The 20,595-nt window shown below is 66.4% G+C and carries 19 protein-coding genes; 7 read left to right on the forward strand and 12 right to left on the reverse strand.

What is annotated here, in order from left to right; translation table 11 throughout:
- Positions 1 to 160: 160 nt before the first annotated feature.
- From C8C96_RS08550 to C8C96_RS08560, 3 genes are all read left to right on the forward strand, one after another.
- On the forward strand, positions 161 to 2,467 hold the full coding sequence (locus C8C96_RS08550; protein ID WP_121942045.1) for an ABC transporter ATP-binding protein: 2,307 nt from the start codon (positions 161 to 163) through the stop codon (positions 2,465 to 2,467).
- 21 nt (positions 2,468 to 2,488) lie between these two features.
- The gene (locus C8C96_RS08555) at positions 2,489 to 2,986 is read left to right on the forward strand and encodes a DUF1854 domain-containing protein (RefSeq protein WP_121943934.1); all 498 of its coding nucleotides are present in this window, start codon (positions 2,489 to 2,491) and stop codon (positions 2,984 to 2,986) included.
- 484 nt (positions 2,987 to 3,470) lie between these two features.
- Positions 3,471 to 3,902, forward strand: a complete 432-nt coding sequence (locus C8C96_RS08560) for a hypothetical protein (RefSeq protein ID WP_056746930.1) — start codon at positions 3,471 to 3,473, stop codon at positions 3,900 to 3,902.
- Between the two features lie 299 nt (positions 3,903 to 4,201).
- Here the strand turns inward: C8C96_RS08560 and C8C96_RS08565 are convergent, their stop codons facing one another.
- The 3 genes from C8C96_RS08565 to gspF form a co-directional block, all read right to left on the reverse strand.
- Entirely contained in the window at positions 4,202 to 4,597 is a 396-nt protein-coding gene (locus C8C96_RS08565; protein ID WP_121943935.1) for an EF-hand domain-containing protein, read from the reverse strand.
- 201 nt (positions 4,598 to 4,798) lie between these two features.
- Positions 4,799 to 5,725 (reverse strand): 5'-nucleotidase, encoded by a 927-nt coding sequence (locus C8C96_RS08570; RefSeq protein WP_056746929.1) that lies wholly within the window; start codon positions 5,723 to 5,725, stop codon positions 4,799 to 4,801.
- Between the two features lie 4 nt (positions 5,726 to 5,729).
- On the reverse strand, positions 5,730 to 6,962 hold the full coding sequence (gene gspF / locus C8C96_RS08575) for a type II secretion system inner membrane protein GspF (protein WP_108497454.1): 1,233 nt from the start codon (positions 6,960 to 6,962) through the stop codon (positions 5,730 to 5,732).
- Positions 6,963 to 7,203: 241 nt separating this feature from the next.
- Here gspF and C8C96_RS08580 point away from each other — a divergent pair, with 241 nt between their 5' ends.
- Positions 7,204 to 7,953 (forward strand): SDR family NAD(P)-dependent oxidoreductase, encoded by a 750-nt coding sequence (locus C8C96_RS08580; protein WP_056746990.1) that lies wholly within the window; start codon positions 7,204 to 7,206, stop codon positions 7,951 to 7,953.
- Between the two features lie 43 nt (positions 7,954 to 7,996).
- Here C8C96_RS08580 and C8C96_RS08585 read toward each other — a convergent pair whose 3' ends face one another.
- The gene (locus C8C96_RS08585) at positions 7,997 to 9,025 is read right to left on the reverse strand and encodes an LLM class flavin-dependent oxidoreductase (RefSeq protein ID WP_056746927.1); all 1,029 of its coding nucleotides are present in this window, start codon (positions 9,023 to 9,025) and stop codon (positions 7,997 to 7,999) included.
- A gap of 204 nt (positions 9,026 to 9,229) precedes the next feature.
- On the opposite strand from C8C96_RS08585, the gene C8C96_RS08590 reads away from it, so the two are divergent.
- Both C8C96_RS08590 and C8C96_RS08595 read left to right on the forward strand, forming a co-directional pair.
- Positions 9,230 to 9,715: a CZB domain-containing protein gene (locus C8C96_RS08590; protein WP_015015652.1), complete on the forward strand. Its 486-nt coding sequence runs from the start codon at positions 9,230 to 9,232 to the stop codon at positions 9,713 to 9,715.
- Between the two features lie 327 nt (positions 9,716 to 10,042).
- Positions 10,043 to 10,795 (forward strand): M48 family metallopeptidase, encoded by a 753-nt coding sequence (locus C8C96_RS08595; RefSeq protein ID WP_056066410.1) that lies wholly within the window; start codon positions 10,043 to 10,045, stop codon positions 10,793 to 10,795.
- 85 nt (positions 10,796 to 10,880) lie between these two features.
- On the opposite strand, the gene ruvC is transcribed toward C8C96_RS08595, so the two are convergent.
- From ruvC to C8C96_RS08615, 4 genes are read right to left on the reverse strand one after another with little or no spacing between them, the layout of a single operon-like run.
- Complete coding sequence (gene ruvC, locus C8C96_RS08600; protein ID WP_056066401.1) at positions 10,881 to 11,429, reverse strand: crossover junction endodeoxyribonuclease RuvC; 549 nt, start codon at positions 11,427 to 11,429, stop codon at positions 10,881 to 10,883.
- 58 nt (positions 11,430 to 11,487) lie between these two features.
- Positions 11,488 to 12,480: a phosphatidate cytidylyltransferase gene (locus C8C96_RS08605; RefSeq protein WP_121943936.1), complete on the reverse strand. Its 993-nt coding sequence runs from the start codon at positions 12,478 to 12,480 to the stop codon at positions 11,488 to 11,490.
- A 60-nt stretch (positions 12,481 to 12,540) separates the two neighbouring features.
- Complete coding sequence (locus C8C96_RS08610; protein WP_056746924.1) at positions 12,541 to 13,302, reverse strand: 1-acyl-sn-glycerol-3-phosphate acyltransferase; 762 nt, start codon at positions 13,300 to 13,302, stop codon at positions 12,541 to 12,543.
- Positions 13,303 to 13,356: 54 nt separating this feature from the next.
- Positions 13,357 to 14,268 carry a helix-turn-helix domain-containing protein gene (locus C8C96_RS08615; RefSeq protein WP_233584192.1) on the reverse strand — a complete coding sequence of 304 codons (912 nt, stop codon included), beginning with the start codon at positions 14,266 to 14,268 and terminating at the stop codon, positions 13,357 to 13,359.
- A gap of 76 nt (positions 14,269 to 14,344) precedes the next feature.
- Here C8C96_RS08615 and C8C96_RS08620 point away from each other — a divergent pair, with 76 nt between their 5' ends.
- Positions 14,345 to 15,784: a cytochrome P450 gene (locus tag C8C96_RS08620; RefSeq protein WP_233584193.1), complete on the forward strand. Its 1,440-nt coding sequence runs from the start codon at positions 14,345 to 14,347 to the stop codon at positions 15,782 to 15,784.
- A 40-nt stretch (positions 15,785 to 15,824) separates the two neighbouring features.
- Here the strand turns inward: C8C96_RS08620 and mtgA are convergent, their stop codons facing one another.
- The 4 genes from mtgA to C8C96_RS08640 all read right to left on the reverse strand — a co-directional run bounded on the left by mtgA (position 15,825) and on the right by C8C96_RS08640 (position 20,524).
- Entirely contained in the window at positions 15,825 to 16,559 is a 735-nt protein-coding gene (mtgA, locus tag C8C96_RS08625) for a monofunctional biosynthetic peptidoglycan transglycosylase (protein WP_056066393.1), read from the reverse strand.
- 17 nt (positions 16,560 to 16,576) lie between these two features.
- Positions 16,577 to 17,431 (reverse strand): shikimate dehydrogenase, encoded by an 855-nt coding sequence (aroE, locus tag C8C96_RS08630; protein ID WP_121942046.1) that lies wholly within the window; start codon positions 17,429 to 17,431, stop codon positions 16,577 to 16,579.
- 126 nt (positions 17,432 to 17,557) lie between these two features.
- On the reverse strand, positions 17,558 to 18,418 hold the full coding sequence (locus tag C8C96_RS08635; RefSeq protein WP_121942047.1) for an energy transducer TonB: 861 nt from the start codon (positions 18,416 to 18,418) through the stop codon (positions 17,558 to 17,560).
- Positions 18,419 to 18,448: 30 nt separating this feature from the next.
- Entirely contained in the window at positions 18,449 to 20,524 is a 2,076-nt protein-coding gene (locus tag C8C96_RS08640; protein ID WP_121942048.1) for a ribonuclease catalytic domain-containing protein, read from the reverse strand.
- Positions 20,525 to 20,595: the final 71 nt, after the last annotated feature.

A 20,595-nucleotide genomic window follows, 5' to 3' on the forward strand; every position in this document is an offset into this window, starting at 1 on the left:
TTGTGCGCCAGTCCAGGGCCTGTGCGCAGTGTCAGCCAAAAGGCCGCCACAGACGTTACAGGAGGATGCCGTCGCACCGTGGCGTGCAGTATCGGTGAGAATTCTTGCTTTCGCGAGAGCGGCCACCGCAGGCAGCCGGTGGCGGAAAACCCAACCAAAAATGCAACATCACCATTCTGTGGACGCCTCGGGTGTCTTTTCTGGCCCTGTGGGGGCCGATCTGCGGGCCATGCTCGCTTCCAAAGAGAACGTGTTGGCGGCTTTGCCGGTTGACCTGAGCGCCACACTGCGCTTTGCGGCGGGGTGGGTGGTGGTGACCTCCGAACGGCTGCTGGCCTGCGACCCGGGCACCACGACCTGGCGCAGCTGGCCCCCGGGTGAAGGGCTGACGCTCAAGCTGCATGACCATGGCGGAGTGGGCTCGCTCGAGCTGCACAACCCCCAGGAGCGCCTGGCCCAGTGGCGCTTTACCCTGGCGCACCATGCGCAGGCGCTGCGCCTGGTGCAACGTTTTGAGCAGCAAAGCGCCCGGGGCGACAGCGGTGCCGAGGACGAAGCCGACGAGCCTGCTTGCCCCACCTGCCATACGCCGCTGCCGCCCGACACCGAGGAGTGCCCGGCTTGCGCTCGTGCCCAGCCACCCCAGACCTCCACCTGGGTGCTGCTGCGCCTGTGGCGTTTTGCGCGGCCCTATCGCAAACAGCTGGCGGCCGGTTTTGCGCTGACGCTGGCGTCCACGGCAGCGACCCTGGTGCCGCCCTACCTCACCATCCCGCTGATGGATGACATCCTGATTCCGTTCCAGAACGGCAAACAGATCGAACCTGGCCTGGTGCTGCTGTACCTGAGCGGCCTGCTGCTGTCGGCGCTGGCCGCCTGGGGCCTGAGCTGGGCGCGCACCTACATCCTGGCGCTGGTGTCCGAGCGCATCGGCGCCGACCTGCGCACCACCACGTACGAGCACCTGCTGCGCCTGTCGCTCGACTACTTTGGGGGCAAGCGCACCGGCGACCTGATGGCGCGCATCGGGTCGGAGACCGACCGCATCAACGTGTTCCTGTCGCTGCACGCGCTCGACTTCATCACCGATGTACTGATGATCGTGATGACGGCGGCGATCCTGTTCTCCATCAACCCGTGGCTCGCGTTGGTCACGCTGGTGCCGCTGCCCTTCATTGGCTGGATGATCCATACCGTGCGCGACCGCCTGCGCACCGGGTTTGAAAAGATCGACCGTGTGTGGTCCGAGGTGACCAATGTGCTGGCCGACACCATTCCCGGCATCCGCGTGGTCAAGGCCTTCGCCCAGGAAAAGCGCGAGGCCCAGCGCTTTCGCGATGCCAACCAGCACAACCTGGAGGTGAACGACAAGCTCAACAAGACCTGGAGCCTGTTCACCCCCACGGTGTCGCTGCTGACCGAAATCGGGCTGCTGGTGGTCTGGGCGTTCGGCATCTGGCTGGTGTCTCGCAACCAGATCACGGTGGGTGTGCTCACCGCCTTCATCGCCTACATCGGGCGGTTTTACGGGCGGCTGGATTCGATGAGCCGCATCGTTTCGGTCACCCAGAAGGCCGCTGCAGGCGCCAAGCGCATCTTCGACATCCTGGACCATGTGAGCAACGTGCCCGACCCGGCCCAACCCGTGAAGGTGGACAAGGTGCAGGGCGCCATCAGCATGCAGGGCGTGGGCTTCCGTTACGGCAGCCGCGCGGTCATCAAGGGGCTGGATCTGGACATCCGCCCCGGCGAGATGATCGGTCTGGTGGGCCACAGCGGATCGGGCAAGAGCACGCTGGTCAACCTGATCAGCCGCTTCTACGACGTGAGCGACGGGTCCATCCAGGTCGATGGCATCGACATTCGCCGCTTTGCGGTGGCCGACTACCGCCGCCACATCGGCCTGGTGCTGCAGGAGCCTTTCCTGTTCTTTGGCACCATCGCGGAGAACATCGCCTACGGCAAACCCGAAGCGACGCGCGAGGAAATCGTGGCCGCCGCCCGTGCCGCCCATGCGCATGAATTCATCCTGCGCCTGCCCCATGGCTACGACTCGCTGGTGGGCGAGCGCGGCCAGGGCCTGTCGGGCGGCGAGCGCCAGCGCATCAGCATTGCGCGCGCTCTGCTGATCGATCCGCGCATCCTGATCCTGGACGAGGCCACCTCGGCGGTGGACACCGAGACCGAAAAGGAAATCCAGAAGGCGCTCGATAACCTGGTGCAAGGCCGTACGACGATCGCCATTGCCCACCGCCTGTCCACCCTGCGCAAGGCCGACCGCCTGGTGGTCATGGACCGCGGCGAGGTGGTGGAAGTGGGCCCGCACGATGAATTGATGGAAAAGCAGGGCGCCTACTGGCGGCTGTACGAAGCCCAGGCCCGCCGTGCCGAAGAAGACGCGCAGGCCGCAGGCGTCATCATCGACAGCAGCCTGCTGCACCCGGCCCACCCCGCCGGCAACCCCTGAGACGCTGTGAGCGACCCTGCCATGAATGCTTCCCTGACACCATCGTCGTCCACCCCCGCCTTCCAGCTCACGCGCAACCCGCACGGCCGCCTCGTCCTGACCCTGGCCGATGGCACGGCCCATGAGGGCGTGACTCCCGTGCGTGCTTTTCCCATCGCCGCGCCGGGCGAGGGGCTGTCCCTGGTGGGCACCGACGGTCATGAGCTGCTGTGGGTTCCCCGGCTGGAGGCCGTGATGGGCACCGCCCGGCAGCTCATTGATGAAGAGCTGGAGGTGCGCGAGTTTGTGCCCACTATCCAGAAAATCCTCGCCGTTTCTAGTTTCTCGACCCCCAGCACCTGGGATGTGGAGACCGACCGGGGGCCTGCCCGCCTGGTGCTCAAGGCCGAAGAAGACATCCGCCGCCTGGGCGGGCGCACCCGGCTGCTGATTGCCGGGGGCGACGGCTTGCAGTTCCGTGTGAAGGACACCACGGCGCTGGACAAGCATTCGCGCCGGTTGCTCGAACGCTTTCTTTGACCTTGTAAGGCGGAGTCAAGCCGGCTCCGTCCTGGGCTCGGACCTTGTCCTGCCAGCCGTAGGAGCCTGTCTGCGCTCCTAGCAAGGCCGTCAACATGCTCTGTCGGGAATGGGGGCCGGCTGAGCCCCCCCTCTTGCGCATTCCTTGCGCACGGCCCGAGCCGCTTACTTTTCTGCCTGTTCCCCTGCAGCGGGCGATGGCCTGCGGGCGCCCGGCCTTCTGACGGCGTGGTGCTGTTGCGACATTCGGCGCATGCCCCGCGCGCTGTTCAGCCGATTCGGCCCATTCGGGGCACTGTTTGGCACCTTCATGGTCCCTGCCTGACGCTGAACCGTCCCAAAAAGCTGGCTTTTTACTAGGGAAAACCCTAAATTTCGTTCAATCGGTGAAAAAGACCTAAATTCACCCTTCTTTTTGCCGTAATGAATGTACGAAGAGGCCGAAAGACCCTCTGTACCTTTTGTTCAACTACGGGCCAATGTCATGCAAATGCCACCTGTCGATCGATCGCCGTCCTGGCGTCCTCAGGGCGCTGATTTGTATTCCACTGGCGCCTCGGGTGCGCCTCCGGTGCGTCCCATCAACGCTCCCAACCCTGTCGAGTCCATGGACCGGATGGGTGAGGGGGCGATCGTGCGCGAGCCGGACAAACCCTCGGCGCCCGAGGCGCCCAACCGGGACTGGACGGCGGTAAAAAAGAAAGACACCGTCGAAGAGCCGCCGGAGCCTCCCAAAGAGCCGATCTACAAGCAGCTGCTGGAGTTCATCCAGTCGATGTGGCGCGCCAGCGGCAGCGCGGTAGAGGTAGCGCAGGACGTCAACAAGATGACCTTGCAGGAGCGCCTGGCCCAGCAGGCCAAGAACGAGCCGCTGACCTACACCGACCCCAAGGTCAAGCGCACCGGTGGCGCCTGAGCAGCTGGCACTGCCGGGTTGACTGCCCTGAAGGCGGCCCATTGCGTGCGGTGGCGAGCCCGGTGCAGTGCAGCGAAGCCACTGCGCAGCGGCAAACTGTGACGTACAGGCGCTGCATGCAGTGGGTGCACGGTGCCGTGCGCACGGAAGCTGTGGGTACTGCCTTGATGCGTCAGGTATTATTTGCTATTAATTAGATAGCTGGCAGCGCATATTGCACTAGCGCTCCAAGTCGATTGGACTGGTTTTTTTGGCTTTGCCGCTTGGCAAAGTGCAACCAGCGTTCCTCACGGACGGGTCTATGGCGCAGGGGGCGGCGCAGCCGGTGCCGCCGACGTCGCAGCCGCTTGTGCCGCCGCTCGCTGGCGATCACGCTCGGCGCGGTACTTGGCGGCGAAGGCACGGACTTCGGCATACGACACAAAGCCATCGCCATCCGTGTCGGCCTCGTCAAAGGCTGCCGCCAGGCGCGGGAACAGCTTTACCTCAGAGCGGCTGAGCTTGCCGTCTCCGTTGAAGTCCAGCATCTTGAATTCACGTTGTGCCTTCAGCTCGCCCGGGCTCACTGCCGCTGCGGGCTCTGTGGCGGCGTGTGTCTCCGCTGGAGGGGCCGGTGCTGGTGGGGGCGTTTGTGCCAGTGCTGCACAGGCTGCCAACAGGGCCACCGTCGCCAGGACCGGCCTTTGCAACCCCATGGACGCCAGGGATGTGCGAATGCGCAAAGTGTTCTCCTTCGAAGTCTCAACGGCCATGGTGGCACATGGGGGGCGAGGTCGGTGGTTTGCAACCGGGGCTTTGCAGGCTTTCACCGGGCGTTGCAAGTCTTTGCAGAACTTTTCCCAAGCGCGGGTGCAGGGTGGCACAGCGCGCCAGCCTGCAGCCGAGGCTCCTGCGGGTCAGTTCCCCGCGACCCGCACCGGATTCGAGATGCCGCTGTTCACATGGCCCGCAGGCACGTGGCGCGCTGCCGAGGTGACGTGGCCGGTCTGGTCGTCAAAGAAGAAATCGGGCTCAAACTCGCGCAGAAATTCGCCCTTGGGCAGGCCGCCCAGGAACATGGCTTCGTCCACTGCAATGTTCCAGTCCATCAGGGTGCGGATGGCGCGCTCGTGCGCGGGGGCGCTGCGGGCGGTGACGAGCGCGGTGCGGATGCGCATGCCGGTGCCACCGGCCTCGCCCGCAGACTGCAGGCGGTGCAAGGCGGCCAGCAGGGGTTTGAACGGGCCGTCGGGCAGGGGCTGTGCGGCCTTGTCGGTCTCGTGCTGCTGGAAGGCGGCCAGCCCCTCCGCCTGGTACACGCGCTCGGCCTCATCGGAGAACAACACGGCGTCGCCGTCAAAGGCAATCCGCACTTCGTTGGGGTTGGAGTCGCCCGCCTGCACCGACTCCGTCACCACCCGCGCGGCGGGGTAGCCCAGGTGCAAGGCCTCGCGCACGTCGGCCTCGTTGGCGGACAGGAAAAGGTGTGCACCCAGCGGCCGCAGGTAGCGAAACGGGTCGCGCCCTTGCGTGAACACACCGCGCTGGATGGTGGGCAGACCATGGGCATGGCACGAGCGGAACACGCGCATGCCGCTCACCGGGTCATTGCGCGACAGCAGCACCACCTCCACGCGCTGGTGCTCGGAGGTATTGAACGCGAGCAGCTTGCGCACCAGTGAAAACGCCACGCCCGGCGCAGCAGGTACGTCGAGCCGCTGGCGCTGCATGTCCACGTAGGCGCGGTCGTTGTCCTTTTCGAAGACGCGGTTCTCTTCCTCAAAATTGAACAGCGCGCGCGAGGAGATGGCGACTACCAGCTTGTCGTCGAGCGTCACGGCCATAAAGTCACTTTACAAACTGGTTGAGCTGGATGATCGGCAGCAGCACGGCCAGCACGATGAGCATCACGATCAGGCCCATGCCCACGATGAGCAGCGGCTCCAGGATCGTAGCCAGGGCCATGGCGCGGCGCTGGACCTCTGCCGAGAGCTGGCGGGCCGCACGCTGCAGCATCACGGGCAGTTGTCCGGTCTGTTCGCCCAGGCGTGCAAACATCGACAGCAGGCCCGGAAAGCGTTTCTTTTGGGCCAGGGCCGAGGCCAGCGGAGCTCCCTCGCGCACCAGCACCAGGGCGTCGAGCGCGTCGGCCCGCAGCGCGCGGTTGTTCAGCGTTTCAGCAGCCGCCTGCAAGGCCTTCAGGATCGGCACCCCGGCGCCTGCCAGCATGGCCAGCGTGCCGGCAAACCGTGCTGCGTTGTAGCCGCGCGCCAGTTTGCCCACCAGGGGCAGATTGAGCCACGCAGCATCGAATTTCTCGCGAATATGGCCGATGGTGAGCGCCCATCTTGTCCCAAGTGCTATCAAGATGGAAGCAATCAACATCACCCAGCCATAGCTGCGCACAAAGGCGCTCAGGCCCAGCATGGCCACTGTCAGGAACGGCAACGCCCGCTTGGTGCCTGCAAACACGCTGGCCACCTGCGGCACCACATAGCCCACTAGAAACAACACGATCACGATGGCCACCAGGGTCACGATGGCCGGGTACAGCGCAGCGCCCACCAGCTTGGCCTTGAGCGCCTGGCGCTCTTCCAGGTCGTCGGCCAGGCGCTCCAGCACCAGGCCCAGGTTGCCGCTGTGCTCGCCCGCACCGATCACGGCGCAGTAGATGTCAGAGAACTCGCGCGGGTGCTGCGAAAGTGCGCGGGCAAAGGTGGCACCCGCATTGACCTCGGCGCGCAGGGCGGCGACCAGGTGGCGCTGGCGTTCATCGTCGGCTTCTTCGGACAGCGCGGTGAGTGCGCGCTCCAGCGGCAGGCCCGACGACACCAGCCCGGCGATCTGCCGTGTCCAGATGGCCAGCCCCGTCGCGCTGAACACCGGCCGGGTGAACAGGCGCTGGCCCAGGCTGGCGGACCGGCCGTCCAGCGACTGGCCCGTCTGCACCAGCTCCACCGCCAGTGGCACCAGCGCCTGGGCCCGCAGCAGGCTGCGTGCGGCCTTGGCGGTGTCAGCCTCCAGGAGGCCTTTGCGGGTCTGGCCCTGGGCGTCCAGGGCTTCAAAGGAAAAAGCAGGCATGCAAATGCGGGCGTGGGTGGTGGGGCGTCAGCGTGGAAATCAGGCAGTCCCGCAACGGACGGATGTCCGCCGCTGGCTTGGCAGACCCTGATGGTAGCCGCTACCCAAGGCCGGGGGCTTCCACTCGACTCCCTTGCCCGGGGCATGACACAGGTCAAGGCGCTGACGCATGGCACGCGCAGAATGAAAGTTGATCTGTGGCATCAGGTTGCAGGCGTTTGGAACGAACAAGGGGTCTTTCATGCTGAAGAACAAGGTGGCATTGGTAACGGGCGCATCGTCGGGCATCGGCCGCGCGATTGCGCTGGTGTGGGCGCGTGAAGGTGCCAAGGTGGTGGTGTCGGATGTGAATGTGCAGGCGGGCGAGGAAACCGCCGCGCTGGTGCGCGCAGCCGGGGGCGATGCGATCTTTGTGGCGGCCGACGTGGGCAAGCCCGAGGACTGCGAGGCGCTGGTGCAGCGCACCGTCGCCCACTACGGCCGCCTGGACGTGGCCTGCAACAACGCGGGCATCGGCGGCCCGCAGGCGCCTACGGCCGACTACCCGCTGGACGGCTGGGCGCAGGTCATCAACATCAACCTGTCGGGCGTGTTCTACGGCATGAAGTACCAGATCGTCGCGATGCTGAAGAACGGTGGCGGCGCCATCATCAACATGGCGTCCATCCTGGGTTCGGTGGGCTTTGCCACGGCGCCCGCCTATACGGCGGCCAAGCACGGCGTGGTGGGGCTGACCAAGGCTGCGGCCATCGAATACAGCGCGCACGGCGTGCGCGTCAATGCCGTGGGCCCTGCTTTCATCCACACGCCCATGATCAGCGGGCTGGAGCAGGACGCCGGCATCAACGCCATGCTGGTTGGCGCCCACCCCATCGGCCGCCTGGGGCAGCCCGAGGAGGTGGCCGAGCTGGTGACCTGGCTCGCGTCCAGCAAGGCGTCGTTTGTGACCGGGGCGTACTACCCCGTGGATGGCGGTTACCTGGCGCGCTGAAGAACAAGAGCGGCACCCAGGCGCCCCCCGGCTGCCCAGGTGCTCAGGCCGCGACGGCGGCCTGGCCCGGTGTGGCGTGGGCCTTGGCGGCAATGTCCAGCGAGCGCAGACGCAGCGCAGGGTCGTACACATCGCTCACCAGCATCAACTCGTCGGCGCCTGTGGCTTCGCTCAGGCTGGCCAGCCCTGCACGCACCGTGTCCGGCCCGCCAATCACGGCCGCAGCCAAAAAGTCGCCAATCGCTGCACGCTCTTGGGGTTGCAGGCGCGCGGCGTAGTTCTCGATAGGCGGCAGCAGACGGCGGCGGTCGCCTGTCAAGATGCCGAGCACGCGCTGGTAGGTGCTGCTGGCCAGGTAGTCGGCCTCTTCGTCCGTCGGGGCAGCGATCAGCGGCACGCCGATGGCCACATAGGGCTTGGGCCAGGCGGCAGAGGGCCGGTACAGATTGCGGTACAGGTCAATGGCCTGGTGCAGCAGGCGCGGCGCAAAGTGCGAGGCGAACGCATATGGCAAACCGCGCTCGGCTGCCAGCTGGGCCGAGAACAGGCTGGAGCCCAGCAGCCAGATCGGCACATTGGTGCCCGCACCTGGCATGGCAATCAGGCGCTGGCCGGGCTCGGCAGGGGCCAGCAGGCGCTGCAACTCTGCCACGTCGCGCGGAAAGTCTTCTTCGGTTTCCACCCGGTTGCGGCGCAGTGCTCGCATGGTGGTGGGGTCGGTGCCCGGCGCGCGGCCCAGGCCCAGGTCAATGCGGCCAGGGTACAGCTCGGCCAGCGTGCCAAAGGCCTCGGCCACCACCAGCGGGGCATGGTTGGGCAGCATCACGCCGCCCGACCCGACGCGGATGCGCGAGGTGCCACCGGCAATGTGGCCTACCAGCACGGCGGTGGCGGAGCTGGCAATGCCCGCCATGTTGTGGTGCTCGGCCAGCCAATAGCGGGCAAAGCCCAGTTTTTCGGCATGCTGGGCGGTGCGCAGCGCAATCTGCAGCGCATCGGCCACGGTGCCGCCTTCGCGGACGGCCACCAGATCAAGCATGGAAAGGGCAGGGCGGCGGGGAGTGGAAGTCATGCGCGCATTGTCCGGCTGCCGTTGCTTTTGTGCAGGCGGTGGGCGCAGAGCTGGCAGTGGCAGCAGGGTTGCCCACGCACATTTTTACGAAGGGGCCATTTTTTGGTAGCCAAAACGGCGGAGGCGCCACAGAATGTTTCAAGACATTTCCGCGCCGGCTGCCATTTCGCGCTGCGCGGGCCAGTCGCGCAAAAGGGATGACGCATGGGTTTTTTCAGCCGCTTGTTCAAGATCCGGGAGCAGGACCCCACCAGCCCCGAGACCACCTGGGCCATGGAAGACAACGGCAGTGAACTGGTGCTGGATGCCGAGTACGCGGCCACGCTGATGACCGAGATCGACATCGACGCCGCCATTGCCAGCCACGAGCGCTGGCGCCTGCAGCTGCAAGACATGGTCAACGGGCGCTCCGACGAAGTCATGCGGCCCGAACGCATCTGCCAGGACGACCGCTGTGACCTGGGCCGATGGCTCTACGGCACGGGCCGGGTGCGCCTGGGGCATTACCCCGCGTTCGACATGCTGGTGGCGCGGCACAAATACTTTCACCAGCAGGCGGCCGACGTGGTGACAGCTTTCCAGTCGGGCGACCAGCCCAAGGCAGCGCAGCTGCTCAACGGCAGCTGCCGCCACGCATCCAACCAGGTGCTGCTGCTGCTCAAGGAGCTCAAGCGCGGGCTGGGGCGCTGAGCCGCACCACCCCGGGTGGTGGCATTCTTTTTGCCAAGCCGTTTGGCCTTCTGAAGCCGCAATCCTCTGCCGCTGGGCGCGTCGCGGCGCGCGAAGGTGGAGGTGTCGCTAGCGATACCTTTTTTAGAGCGCACGTAAACGACGCCTTGGCGTACTGACCGCGCCGAGCATCGGCACACAGCTCTTACATCTGCAGACAGGACCCGCCCCCGAAATCGGGGGGTTGCGTCGCTATATTTCGGCGCACTTGAGAACCTTTGCTTGCACAAGGTTGCTCAATAAAACATCCATACCTAAAGCAACGATAGACAAGAGAGAGGGAATTCGATGGACCGCCGCCAACTACTGACGCTTGTGACCCTGGCATCCGGCGTGAGTGCCGTATCGCCCGTCTGGGCACAGTTTGACCTGGGCAAGATGCTCGACGCGGGCAAGGACCTGGCCAAATCCGAGTCGCTGACCGACGACGAGGTCAAGGCTGCCTTTGACCAGATGGCCGCTGAAAGCGACCGCCAAAACCGCATTGCTCCCGCTGGCAACCCTTACGCCACGCGCTTGAACAAACTCACGGCGGGCTTGGGCACGTATGACGGCCTGAAGATGAACTTCAAGGTCTACCTCACCCCCGACATCAATGCCTTTGCCATGGCCAACGGCACCATCCGTGTGTACTCGGGCCTGATGGACAAGTTCACCGATGACGAAGTGCGCTACGTCATCGGCCACGAAATTGGCCACGTCAAAAAGGGCCACAGCAAGGCCCGCATCCAGGCGGCCCTGCGCACCAGCGCCCTGCGCAATGCTGTTTCGTCCAGCAACAGCCGCGCCGGCGCCATCGCCGACTCGCAACTGGGCGATCTGTTTGAAAAAGTGGTGCGCGCCCAGCACTCCCAAAGCAACGAACGCGAGGCCGACGATTACGCGATGGGCTTCATGAAAGCCAAGCGCTACCAGCCTGGCGCCTGCGTGAGCGCACTGGAAAAGCTGGCCGCGATGTCGGGCGGTGATTCGAGCAACTTTCTGTCCACCCACCCCTCACCGAAGGAGCGGGCGGAGCGGATGAAGACGCAGTTGGCCTGACGTCTCGTTCTGGTTAAGACCCTGGTGGGGCTGTACCGCGCCTTTGGGCGCGGTATTTTTTGTCTGGTATGGCGCCCAGGCGGGTTCAATAACTCCGCCCATCCTTGTACATAGCATGCTGCCGCCGATTCAGCGTGGCGGCTTCACCCAGGCGGCCCATGGCGGAACCGGCGTGTGCATGGGTGATGGCCATGCCCAGGCCGTCGGCTGCGTCCGTGCCCGGCAGGCCTGGCAGCTGCAACAGCCGCCGTACCATTTCCTGCACCTGGCTTTTGGCGGCGCGGCCGTGGCCGACCACGGCTTTTTTCATCTGCAGCGCGGTGTATTCGGCCACGGGCAGATTGCTGGCCACCAGGGCGGTGATGGCGGCGCCCCGCGCCTGACCCAGCAGCAGCGTGGACTGGGGATTGACGTTGACGAACACGATCTCGACCGAGGCCACATCGGGCTGGTAGCGGGCTGCGACCTCGGTGATGCCGTCGAACAGGATCTTCAGGCGCCCGGGCAAGTCGCCCAGCGCGAGGGTGGTGGTGCGGATGGTGCCGCTGGCTACGTAGCTGAGCTTGTGGCCGTCCATGTCCACCACGCCGAAGCCGGTGGTCTGCAGGCCGGGGTCAATACCAAGGATGCGCATTTGCTCTCGTTTTTATAGCTATTGGGGCAATGGGAACTAGCGCTATCGGCCGATTCTTCTACAAACCGAAGTACCAGCGTGCCGAATGGAAGAACACGGGCGCTGCAAAACACAGCGCATCCACCCGGTCAAGCAGGCCCCCGGCACCGGTGACGGACATGCCCTGCATGCCCCAGCTGGTGATGCCGCGGTCGCGTTTGAGTGCTTTCATCACCAGGTGCCCCAGGCTGCCCGCCACGCAGGCCAGCAGCGCCATGCCCAGCGCCTGGCCGGGTTTGAAGGGGGTGATGAAGGTCAGCAGACCGCCTGCCAGGCCCCCGGCGGCCACGCCTGCCAGCCAGCTGGTCCACTGAAAGCTCTGGCTCACTTGCGGCGCCACCGGTTTGTGCGGCAAGCGCCGCCCGAGCAGATGCTGCACCAGCATGCAGGTCTGCACCACAAACACCAGAAAGAACACCAGAAACGCGCCCTTGTAGCGGTAGCCCGGGAAGTCGAGCAGCAGCAGCGCAGGCACGTGGCTCATGCCGTACACGCAGACCATGATGCCCCACTGCAGCTTGGCATTGCGCTCCAGAAACCGCTGGGGGTCGTTGGCCAGTGCGCTCACCACGGGCAGCGCCAGAAACACGTACACCGGGATGAACACGGTGAACAGGTCGAAGTGCTTGCTGCCCACCAGCCAGAACTGCAAGGGCAGCACCACGAAGAACGCCAGCACCAGGCTGCGGTGGTCGCCCCGGCGCGTGGGCGACAGGGTGATGAACTCGCGCAGCGCAAAAAAGCCCACGATGGCAAACAGCACCGTGGCCACCGTTTCGCCCAGCACCCAGCCGATCCAGAACACCGTGGCCATGACCCAGGAGGTCTTGAGCAGTCCCCAGAAGCGCTTGGCTTCCAGGGCCCGGGCTTCGGCTTCGGGGTCGTCGCTGGCGTGCTCGCGCAGGTTGCGCACAAAGGCCCACACGGTGACGATGGACAGGATGCCGAACACGACCAGGAACAAGGCCCCGATCTGCTGGGTGGCGGTGAGGTTGCGCAGGAATTGGTTCATGTCAGCGCGCGCTCCGGGGCGCAGCATTCGGCAAGGTCAGGGGCTTCGGACAGGTCATACTCAGACTTCCCGCAGAGCGATGACGGCGCGGCGCGCGCGGTCAAGGAACGGGCGGCGCTCTTCACCCGCTTCGAGCTGGATGGGCGCGCCAAAGGTCACCGAACACAGGATGGGCACCGGCACCACCTCGCCCTTGGGCATCACGCGCTGCACGTTGTTGATCCATGCGGGCACCAGCACCACCTGCGGAAACATCTGTGCCAGCTTGAACAGGCCGGATTTGAACGACTGGGGCTCGTCGCCATGGCCGCGCGTGCCTTCCGGGAAGATCACGATGGAGTCGCCGCTCTCGAGCGCGCGCACCAGCGGGGCCAGCGGGTCGGACTCTGGCAGGGCGGAACGCAACTCCTCGGGGGTTGGCGCGCGCGGCGGGGCTTCGGGCGATGGGTCTGGGCCACCTGCGGCGGCCGTGTCTGCATCGCTCGGCGTGGCTGGTGCCCCAGTGGGCTCGGCCGCCACCGGCGCAACCGGCCGCGCGGGCGTGGCCTGGCGGTCCACATACACGGCGTTGAACACGGCGGTGGTGATCCACTGCCGGAACGGCGTCTTGGTCCAATAGTCTTTGGCGGCAATGGGCCGCGTGATGCTGCGCAGCTCTTCGGGCAGCGCCGCCCAGATCAGCACCATGTCGGCGTGGCTCTGGTGGTTGGCAAAGTAGATACGCTGCTCGGCCTTGGGCGGGCAGCCATACCAGCGGGCCTGGGAGCCGGTGAGAAACCGCACGATCCCCAGCAGAAGGAAACTCATCAACTTGGCAAGCATGGCGGGGATGATACGGGCGCCGGGCCTGCATGCCAGGCAAGGACCTGGGCAGCGCTACACCCAGATGCGATAGGCCCAGAAAGCTTCGTCCCCATAGATGCCGTCATACAGCGCCTGCGGTGCATAGCCCGTGATGCGGCGCGTGACGCGGCACAGGTGCGACTGGTCCGAGAACCCGGCGCCCGCTGCGACATCCGCCCATTTGACGCTGCCTTGGGATGCATCGGCCGCGATGGTGTCGAAGAACGCCTGCTCGGCCTTGCCAAAGCCGCGCAGCTCGCGCAGGGGCAGCCCGGCCCAGCGCTTGATGCGCCGCTCCAGCTGGCGCAGGCTGCGGCCGGGGGCCGACAGGGCGGCGCGCTGCGCCAGGTGCGCGGCCCAGTCGCCGTACCGCTGTGTGGGCAATGCCTGGGCGGGGCGGCAGGCTTGCCAGCGGGGCTCCAGGAAGTCCTCCAGGTGCTGCAGGCGGGCCGCGTTGTCGGGCAGGTTCTGCACCACCTCGCACAGCGCCACCCAGTCGGGTGACAGCAGCGATTGCGCGTCTACCATGCGGTCGGTCAGGGCGCCGGGGTCTACGCCGGTGAGCTGGTGCAGCGCGTCGGGCATGAACATCGCCATCATGGCGTGCGTGGGCCCTGCGCAGTAGCTGGAAGTGGGGCGCGTCTGCGGGCCTGCCAGCACCCAGCGGCCGGGGTAGGCCTCGCGCGGGCTGTGTTCCGTGGGCATGGTGTCGGGGCGCTCGGCCACCAGGGCCTCGCTGCGGCCTTCAAACCACCAGCTCAGGCTGCACAAGGGGGATGCGGGGAACCGGTTGATGCGCTGCGCATCGCTGAGCGCATGGCCCACCGTGCTGCGCGCCATGGCGGCACGCAGGCAGGCCGTGAGGCTGGCGCGCGGCAGCCACAGTTCGCCCGAGGGGATCAACCCGGCAGGGTGCCGGGGGGAAAGGGGGGCCAAGCTTGCCATGGGGCGCGAGTGTAGGCGACAGGGGCTGTCGCAATCGTTCAATACCGACTCGTCGCTGCGCCGCAGCATGTGGGGCATGAACTCGCCCACAGCCACCACGTCCTCTGTTACTTCTCCCACTCATCCCCCCACGCCTGCAACGCCACGCGGCCCGCGAACCCGTTGGTGGGGCCTGCCGCTGCTGCGCGCCATGCGGGCCGACTACCTGGGCTTTGTCACCCAACTGCAGCGCGAGCATGGCGACCTCACCCGCATGCGACTAGGGTATGAAGATGCGTGGGACCTGATGCACCCCGACCTCGTGCGCGAGGCACTCGTCACCCATGCCGACCAGCTCATCCGCTGGGAGCGTGGCATTGCGGTGTTTGAAGAAGTGTTTGGCCAGAGCGTGCTGGTGACCGAAGGCGACACCTGGCAGCGCCAGCGCCACATGCTGATGCCCGCCTTCGCTCCCAAGCGGGTGGCAGGCTACGCACAGCTGATGACCGAGGCCGCCCGCAGAGCACTCGACGCTGCCGTGCCTCCGGGCCATGCCGGCGCCCAGGTGGCCGTGGACGTGCTGTGGACGGACGTGGCCATGGACGTGATCCTGCGCACGCTGTTCAGCACCTCGGCGCAGGCCGATGCGCGCGAGGCCGCCTGGGCCACGCAGACGCTGGGGGCCACGGCCTACCAGGAGATGTTCATGCCCTTCACGCTGCCCGACTGGCTGCCCCTGCCGGGCAAGGCGGCCAAGCGGCGGGCTATCCGGTCGCTGAAGGGGCTGGTGTGGCGCCACATCCATGCCCGCCAGGCCGAGGTGCCCCCGCCCGATGCCCCTGCGCGCACGGACCTGCTGCAGATGCTGCTGGCCCTGCGCGACGAGGAAACCGGCGAGGCCTTGTCCGCGCAAGAGGTGTTTGACCAGTGCATCGTCAGCTTCCAGGCCGGACACGAAACCAGCGCCACCACGCTGCTGTGGTGGACCCTGCTCATGGCCCAACACCCCGAGGCCGCGCAGCGTGCCCAGGCGGAGGTTGATGCCGTGCTGCGGGGCGGCACCCCCGGCCCCGAGCATCTGGCCCAACTGCCCTGGCTGGGCGCCACGCTGAAAGAGGCGCTGCGCCTGTACCCACCCATCGCCGCGCTGATGAGCCGCCGCACCACCGCGCCCATCACGCTGGGCGGCGTGCCGGTGCCCCAGGGCGCCATGCTGCGCATCACCCCCTGGGTGCTGCACCGCGATGCGCGCTGGTTTGCCGAGCCGGACCGTTTTGTGCCTGAGCGGTTTCTGGACGGCGCTCCGTCCATTCCTCGGGGCGCGTGGATTCCGTTCGGCCTGGGGCCGCGCGTGTGCATTGGCCAGCACTTTGCGATGCTGGAGATGACGCTGCTGGCGGCGATGCTGCTGCAGCGGTACACCGTGCGGCTGCCGGCGGGGGGCGCCGTGGGGGCCCCCAGGTTTCAAGTGACACTACGGCCCGAGGGGGCGTCTGCGCTGTGGCTGCAGCGGCGTGAGGCACCGCAGGGGCGATGAGGCGCTGTAGGCGTGTGGGTGACGCTGCCGACAGCCGGCTTCAGGGCAGCTCTGCGCCGCCCATGCGCCCCAGGATTGTGCGTGTCCGTCCTGCCAGATACGCCGAGCCGGGCGTTTTCTCAAAGCGCTTGGGCGCAGGCAGCATCACGGCCAGGCGTGCGGCTTCGGCGGTGCCCAGGCGGCTGGCGCTCTTGCGGAAGTAGTGCTGCGCGGCCGCCTCGGCGCCGAACACGCCCTCGCCCCATTCCACGTTGTTGAGGTAGATCTCCAGGATGCGCTGCTTGGAGAGCAACTGCTCCAGCGCCAGCGTGAGCACGAACTCCTGCCCCTTGCGCAGCAGCGTGCGTTCGCCCGACAGCAGCAGGTTCTTGGCCAGCTGCTGGGTGATGGTGGAGCCACCCCGGATCTTGGGCGCACGCACCGGGCGCTCGGGGGCACGGGCCTGCGCCTTGCTGGCCAGGGCTTCGGCCTTGGCGTTGCGCTCCCAGGCTTTTTCGATGGCGTTCCAGTCCACGCCGTCGTGGTTCACAAAACCATCGTCTTCCGAGGCGATGACGGCGCGCTTGAGGTGGTCGGAGATGTCCGCGTACGGCACCCATTGCTGGCGCCAGGGCACGTGGCCTTTGCTGGCCAGCAGCGTCCAGGCTTCAGAGCGCTGGAAGGTGGTGGATTGGGGGTTGATCGCCACCATGGCGGCAATGCGCAGCACGAAGAACAGCTGCAGCGCCACGAAGGCGATCACCAGCAGTCCCAGCCAGCGCAGCACGGCTTTCATCGGGGCGTCCTCGGGGCTCAGGCCGCAATGGATTGCTGCATTTCGCGCAGCACCTGGGCCGAAGGCGGGCGCACACCGCGCCACAGCAAGAAGGCTTCAGCGGCCTGTTCCACCAGCATGCCCAGGCCGTCACGGGGCTCCGCACCGTGCTGGCGCGCCCAGTCGAGGAAGCCTTGCGCTGCGGGGCCGTACATCATGTCGTAGGCCAGAGCGCCCGGGCGCAGCACGCTGGCGGGGACCGGCACACCGCCGCCAGAAAGGCTGCTGGCCGTGGCGTTGATGATCACATCGAAATTGGCCGATAGCGCCAGTGGATCTTGTGCTGACAGCTCTGCTTTTTGTAGCGCCGCCAGGGCGCTGTGCGACTGCACCAGCGCTTGCGCCTTGGCCAGGGTGCGGTTGGCCACGGTGATGTGGCGGGCGCCTGCCAGCAGCAGCGGGCCCAGCACACCTGCGGCTGCGCCACCGGCACCCACCAGCAGTACGTCGCGCCCGGCCAGCGACACCCCTGCGTTGTGCGTGATGTCTGCCACCAGGCCCAGGCCGTCGGTGTTGTCGGCGTAGATGCTGCCGTCGGCGCGAAAGGTGAGCGTGTTGGCTGCGCCCGCCAGCCGCACGCGTTCGCTGCACTCGGTCGCCAGGCCCGGTGCGTCGGTCTTGAAGGGCACGGTGACGTTGCAGCCGCGCCCGCCCTCTGCCGCGAACGCGCGCACGCCTTGGGCAAACCCGTCCATGGGCACCAGGCGGCGTTCGTAGGCAATGTGTTCACCGGTCAGCTCGGCAAAACGGGCGTGGATGGCAGGCGAGCGGCTGTGGGCGACCGGGTTGCCCATCACGCAGTACAGGTCGGCAGGGGAGGCGGGGAATGTCATGGGTGGCTAGGGCGGCGTGGGGCGGGCGGTACGGGCGGCCGTGCGGTGTGTTCTGTGGGGCGGGCAGGTGGACGTGGAGGCCTTGGCGGCCTGCGAGAAGGGCCTCGCTGCGCACCCGCCAGGCAGTTACTTCACAACGGTTTCCAGGGTCTGGTCGCGGGTGAACTTGAAGCGCGCCACCATGGCGATCTGGTCGGCCTTCTTGCGCATCTCGGCATCAAAGGCGCCAAACGGCCCTGCGGCGCGGGCAATGGCTTCGGCGCGGCGGTCCAGCGTGCCGTTGCCTGAGCCCTGCACGATCTCCGTGCCCAGCACGCGGCCGTCGTGGTTGACGGTGACGATCATCGTCAGCTCGCCGTACAGCTTGCGCCCGCCCTGCTCCGGGAAGTTTTCGGTGCCCTTGTCCTCGACCTTGCGGCGCAGCGCGTCGTAGTACACGGCATAGGCTTCCTCGCGGGTGGCGGGGCTGATGTAGCGCTTCTTGGGGCGCGAGTTTTCTTCGTTGATGCGTTTTTCTATCTCGGCCAGCAGCTTGACCAGCTGGCGGCGCTTTTCCTGCTCGCTGGCCTGTTCTCCGCTCTGGCTGGCCTGGCGCGGATCGGGCGCGGGCATGGTGGCCAGCTGCTTGCGCAACTGGGCCAGCAGCAGGGCCTGCTGCTCCTGCATCGCGTCCATCTTGCGCTGGGCTTCTTCGTAGTCGTCACCGATGGTGGTCAGGGCCGAATAGGGCAGGGGGCTGGTGGCCCGGCCCTTCTCTGCATCGCCACCGCCTGCCAGGTTGGCCTGGGCAATCGCCTGAGCCTTGTCGGGCCGCTCGTTCGACTTGGCGTTGACCAGGATGACTTCGAGCGGCGTGTCCTGGAACACCCGGTTGAAGCCCTCGGGGTCAATGAAGCGCACGGAGATGAGTGCAGCGTGTACGGCGATGGACACGCCCAGCGCCAGCTGCAGCGTGCTGAAGGTGCGGAGGAAGGCAGGGAGTTTCATCGCCAGCAATTATCAGGGGCTGTCCGGGGCTTAGGCGGCCGGTGCTGCTGCAGTGGCGTCTGCGGGGGCCTCGTTCACGTCCACCGCAATGGCGATGGGCCCCGCCACGGTGTCGTCGTCCTCGGCATCGTCCACCGGGCCATCGTCGCTGGTGTCGGCGGGGTCGTCCAGGCGCTCGATCACGGTGCCGTGGATGTCGAGGGTGATCTCGTCCACTTCGCCCAGCTTGACCTTGAGGCGCGCACCGCGCGGCAGGTTTTGTGCGCCCAGCACGGGGAAGACCAGCGGAATATCGTCTGCCCGCACCAGGAAACTGCCGCCCGGGCCTTCCTTGAAGACCGTGGCGTTCAGTTCGGTGATGCCGTTCTGCTCCACGTATTTGAGCGTCCAGAAGCGTTCCATGCCGGCCTGGTAGCCGTTGTAGGCGCTGTAGGCGGCGTCAAAGCTGCTGATGATGGAGAACAGGTCGGCGTCCTTGGGCTTGAAGGGCGCGGCCAGCGCGGCCGTCTTGCCATGGCGGGCGCAGGCAATGATCTGCCACTGGTTGACCAGATCGGTGTAGCGGCGCAGGGGCGAGGTGGCCCACGAATACGCTTTGACGCCGATGCCTGCATGCGGCAGCGCCTTGGTGCCCATGCGCACCTTCACGCCCGGCGCCATGCTGGCCTGGCTGCGGTAGATGCCGGGCACGCCCAGCTCGGCCATCCAGCTGCCCCAGGTGCTGTTGGCGACGATCATGGCCTCGGCCACGATCAGGTCAAGCGGCGCGCCGCGCTGGCGAACGCTGATCTGCACTTGTTCATCACCCGTGGGCTCGGCACCGTTGTTGCCGACCAGGCGGAAGTTGTAGTCCGGCCGGTTGAAGTTCTCGGGCTTGCCGCGCACCACTTCGCGACGGGCCTTGAGGTCCTTGGCGAGGCGGTGCAAAAAGGATAGCTGCGGGCGCAATTCGGACAAGCGCTTGGGGTCGTTTTGGTGCTCAAACGCCGGGTTGGACAGCCATTCTTCGGTCACCACCGCATCGAGCTGGTCGTGGCGCAGGTTGGCGGCCACATGCACGCGCTCCAGCCGGGTCTCGGACCCCTTGAACTCCAGTGTGGCCTCGTCGATGGTCACATACAGAGACACGGCCGGGTTGGCGCGGCCTTCGTCCAGCGTGTAGGTCTGCACCACGTCATCCGGCAGCATGGTGATCTTGTAGCCCGGCATGTACACGGTGGACAGGCGGGCGCGTCCGAGCTGGTCGATGGCGCTGCCCGGCTGGATCGCCAGGCCCGGCGCGGCGATGTGGATGCCCAGCACCACGGTGCCGGTGCCCAGGCCTTGTACCGACAGCGCATCGTCGATTTCGGTGGTCTGCGAGTCGTCGATGGAGTACGCCTGGGCGGACGACAGCGGCAGTTCGTCGGCAATGGCCGGCGCCGTGAGCGCGGGAAAGCCCGTGCCCTTGGGGAAGTTCTCGAACAGAAAACGCTTCCAGTGGAACTGGTAGGCCGAATCGATGGCGCCCGCTTTTTGCAGCAGGTCCAGCGGTGCGGTGTGCGTGGCGCGGCTGGCCTCGACCACGGCCTTGTATTCGGGCGCGTTCTTGTCCGGCTTGAACAAGATCTTGTAGAGCTGGTCGCGGATGGGCTGCGGGCATTCGCCGCGTCCGAGCGCTGCGGCCCACTCGTCGATCTGCGCCAGGATGGCCTTTTTCTTCTCGATGGCGGCCAGCGCCTGCTGCAGGATCTCGGCCGAGGCCTTCTTGAAGCGGCCCTTGCCCGCGCGGCGGAAGTAGTGGGGCGCGTCGTACAGGCGGAACAGCGCACCGGCCTGCTGGATCAGGGTGGCGTTCTCGGAGAAATAGTCTCGCGCCAGGTCGGCAAAGCCAAATTCGTCTTCGGGCGCGAACTCCCAGGCCAGGTCCAGTTCGATGGACTCGGCCACGGCCTGGGCCTGGGCGATGAGTTCTGCCGGGGCGGGTTTTTCGAACTTCAGGAGGATATGGGCGGCCTTGACCTTGACCCGTTTGCCCGAGTCCAGCTCCACTTGGGCGGAGGTATCGGCTTCGGACAGGATACGGCCGGCGAGAAATTTGCCGGCTTCTTCAAACAATGCGTGCATGGCGGCGATTGTCCCATGGGCGCCAGCGGGTACCCGGGCAGCCGCGCATATGATCCACGGCGCGCCCTTTC

It is taken from the genome of Acidovorax sp. 100 (assembly GCF_003688355.1).
In the GTDB taxonomy this organism is placed as follows: Bacteria; Pseudomonadota; Gammaproteobacteria; order Burkholderiales; family Burkholderiaceae_C; genus Acidovorax; species Acidovorax delafieldii.

Excerpts from the sequence above, each read along its gene's own strand:
- C8C96_RS08550 (WP_121942045.1), top strand. The coding sequence starts at position 161 with ATGCAACATCACCATTCTGTGGACGCCTCGGGTGTCTTTTCTGGCCCT.
- C8C96_RS08555 (WP_121943934.1), top strand. The coding sequence starts at position 2,489 with ATGAATGCTTCCCTGACACCATCGTCGTCCACCCCCGCCTTCCAGCTC.
- C8C96_RS08560 (WP_056746930.1), top strand. The coding sequence starts at position 3,471 with ATGCAAATGCCACCTGTCGATCGATCGCCGTCCTGGCGTCCTCAGGGC.
- C8C96_RS08565 (WP_121943935.1), bottom strand. The coding sequence starts at position 4,597 with ATGGGGTTGCAAAGGCCGGTCCTGGCGACGGTGGCCCTGTTGGCAGCC.
- C8C96_RS08570 (WP_056746929.1), bottom strand. The coding sequence starts at position 5,725 with ATGGCCGTGACGCTCGACGACAAGCTGGTAGTCGCCATCTCCTCGCGC.
- gspF (WP_108497454.1), bottom strand. The coding sequence starts at position 6,962 with ATGCCTGCTTTTTCCTTTGAAGCCCTGGACGCCCAGGGCCAGACCCGC.
- C8C96_RS08580 (WP_056746990.1), top strand. The coding sequence starts at position 7,204 with ATGCTGAAGAACAAGGTGGCATTGGTAACGGGCGCATCGTCGGGCATC.
- C8C96_RS08585 (WP_056746927.1), bottom strand. The coding sequence starts at position 9,025 with ATGACTTCCACTCCCCGCCGCCCTGCCCTTTCCATGCTTGATCTGGTG.
- C8C96_RS08590 (WP_015015652.1), top strand. The coding sequence starts at position 9,230 with ATGGGTTTTTTCAGCCGCTTGTTCAAGATCCGGGAGCAGGACCCCACC.
- C8C96_RS08595 (WP_056066410.1), top strand. The coding sequence starts at position 10,043 with ATGGACCGCCGCCAACTACTGACGCTTGTGACCCTGGCATCCGGCGTG.
- ruvC (WP_056066401.1), bottom strand. The coding sequence starts at position 11,429 with ATGCGCATCCTTGGTATTGACCCCGGCCTGCAGACCACCGGCTTCGGC.
- C8C96_RS08605 (WP_121943936.1), bottom strand. The coding sequence starts at position 12,480 with ATGAACCAATTCCTGCGCAACCTCACCGCCACCCAGCAGATCGGGGCC.
- C8C96_RS08610 (WP_056746924.1), bottom strand. The coding sequence starts at position 13,302 with ATGCTTGCCAAGTTGATGAGTTTCCTTCTGCTGGGGATCGTGCGGTTT.
- C8C96_RS08615 (WP_233584192.1), bottom strand. The coding sequence starts at position 14,268 with ATGGCAAGCTTGGCCCCCCTTTCCCCCCGGCACCCTGCCGGGTTGATC.
- C8C96_RS08620 (WP_233584193.1), top strand. The coding sequence starts at position 14,345 with ATGAACTCGCCCACAGCCACCACGTCCTCTGTTACTTCTCCCACTCAT.
- mtgA (WP_056066393.1), bottom strand. The coding sequence starts at position 16,559 with ATGAAAGCCGTGCTGCGCTGGCTGGGACTGCTGGTGATCGCCTTCGTG.
- aroE (WP_121942046.1), bottom strand. The coding sequence starts at position 17,431 with ATGACATTCCCCGCCTCCCCTGCCGACCTGTACTGCGTGATGGGCAAC.
- C8C96_RS08635 (WP_121942047.1), bottom strand. The coding sequence starts at position 18,418 with ATGAAACTCCCTGCCTTCCTCCGCACCTTCAGCACGCTGCAGCTGGCG.
- C8C96_RS08640 (WP_121942048.1), bottom strand. The coding sequence starts at position 20,524 with ATGCACGCATTGTTTGAAGAAGCCGGCAAATTTCTCGCCGGCCGTATC.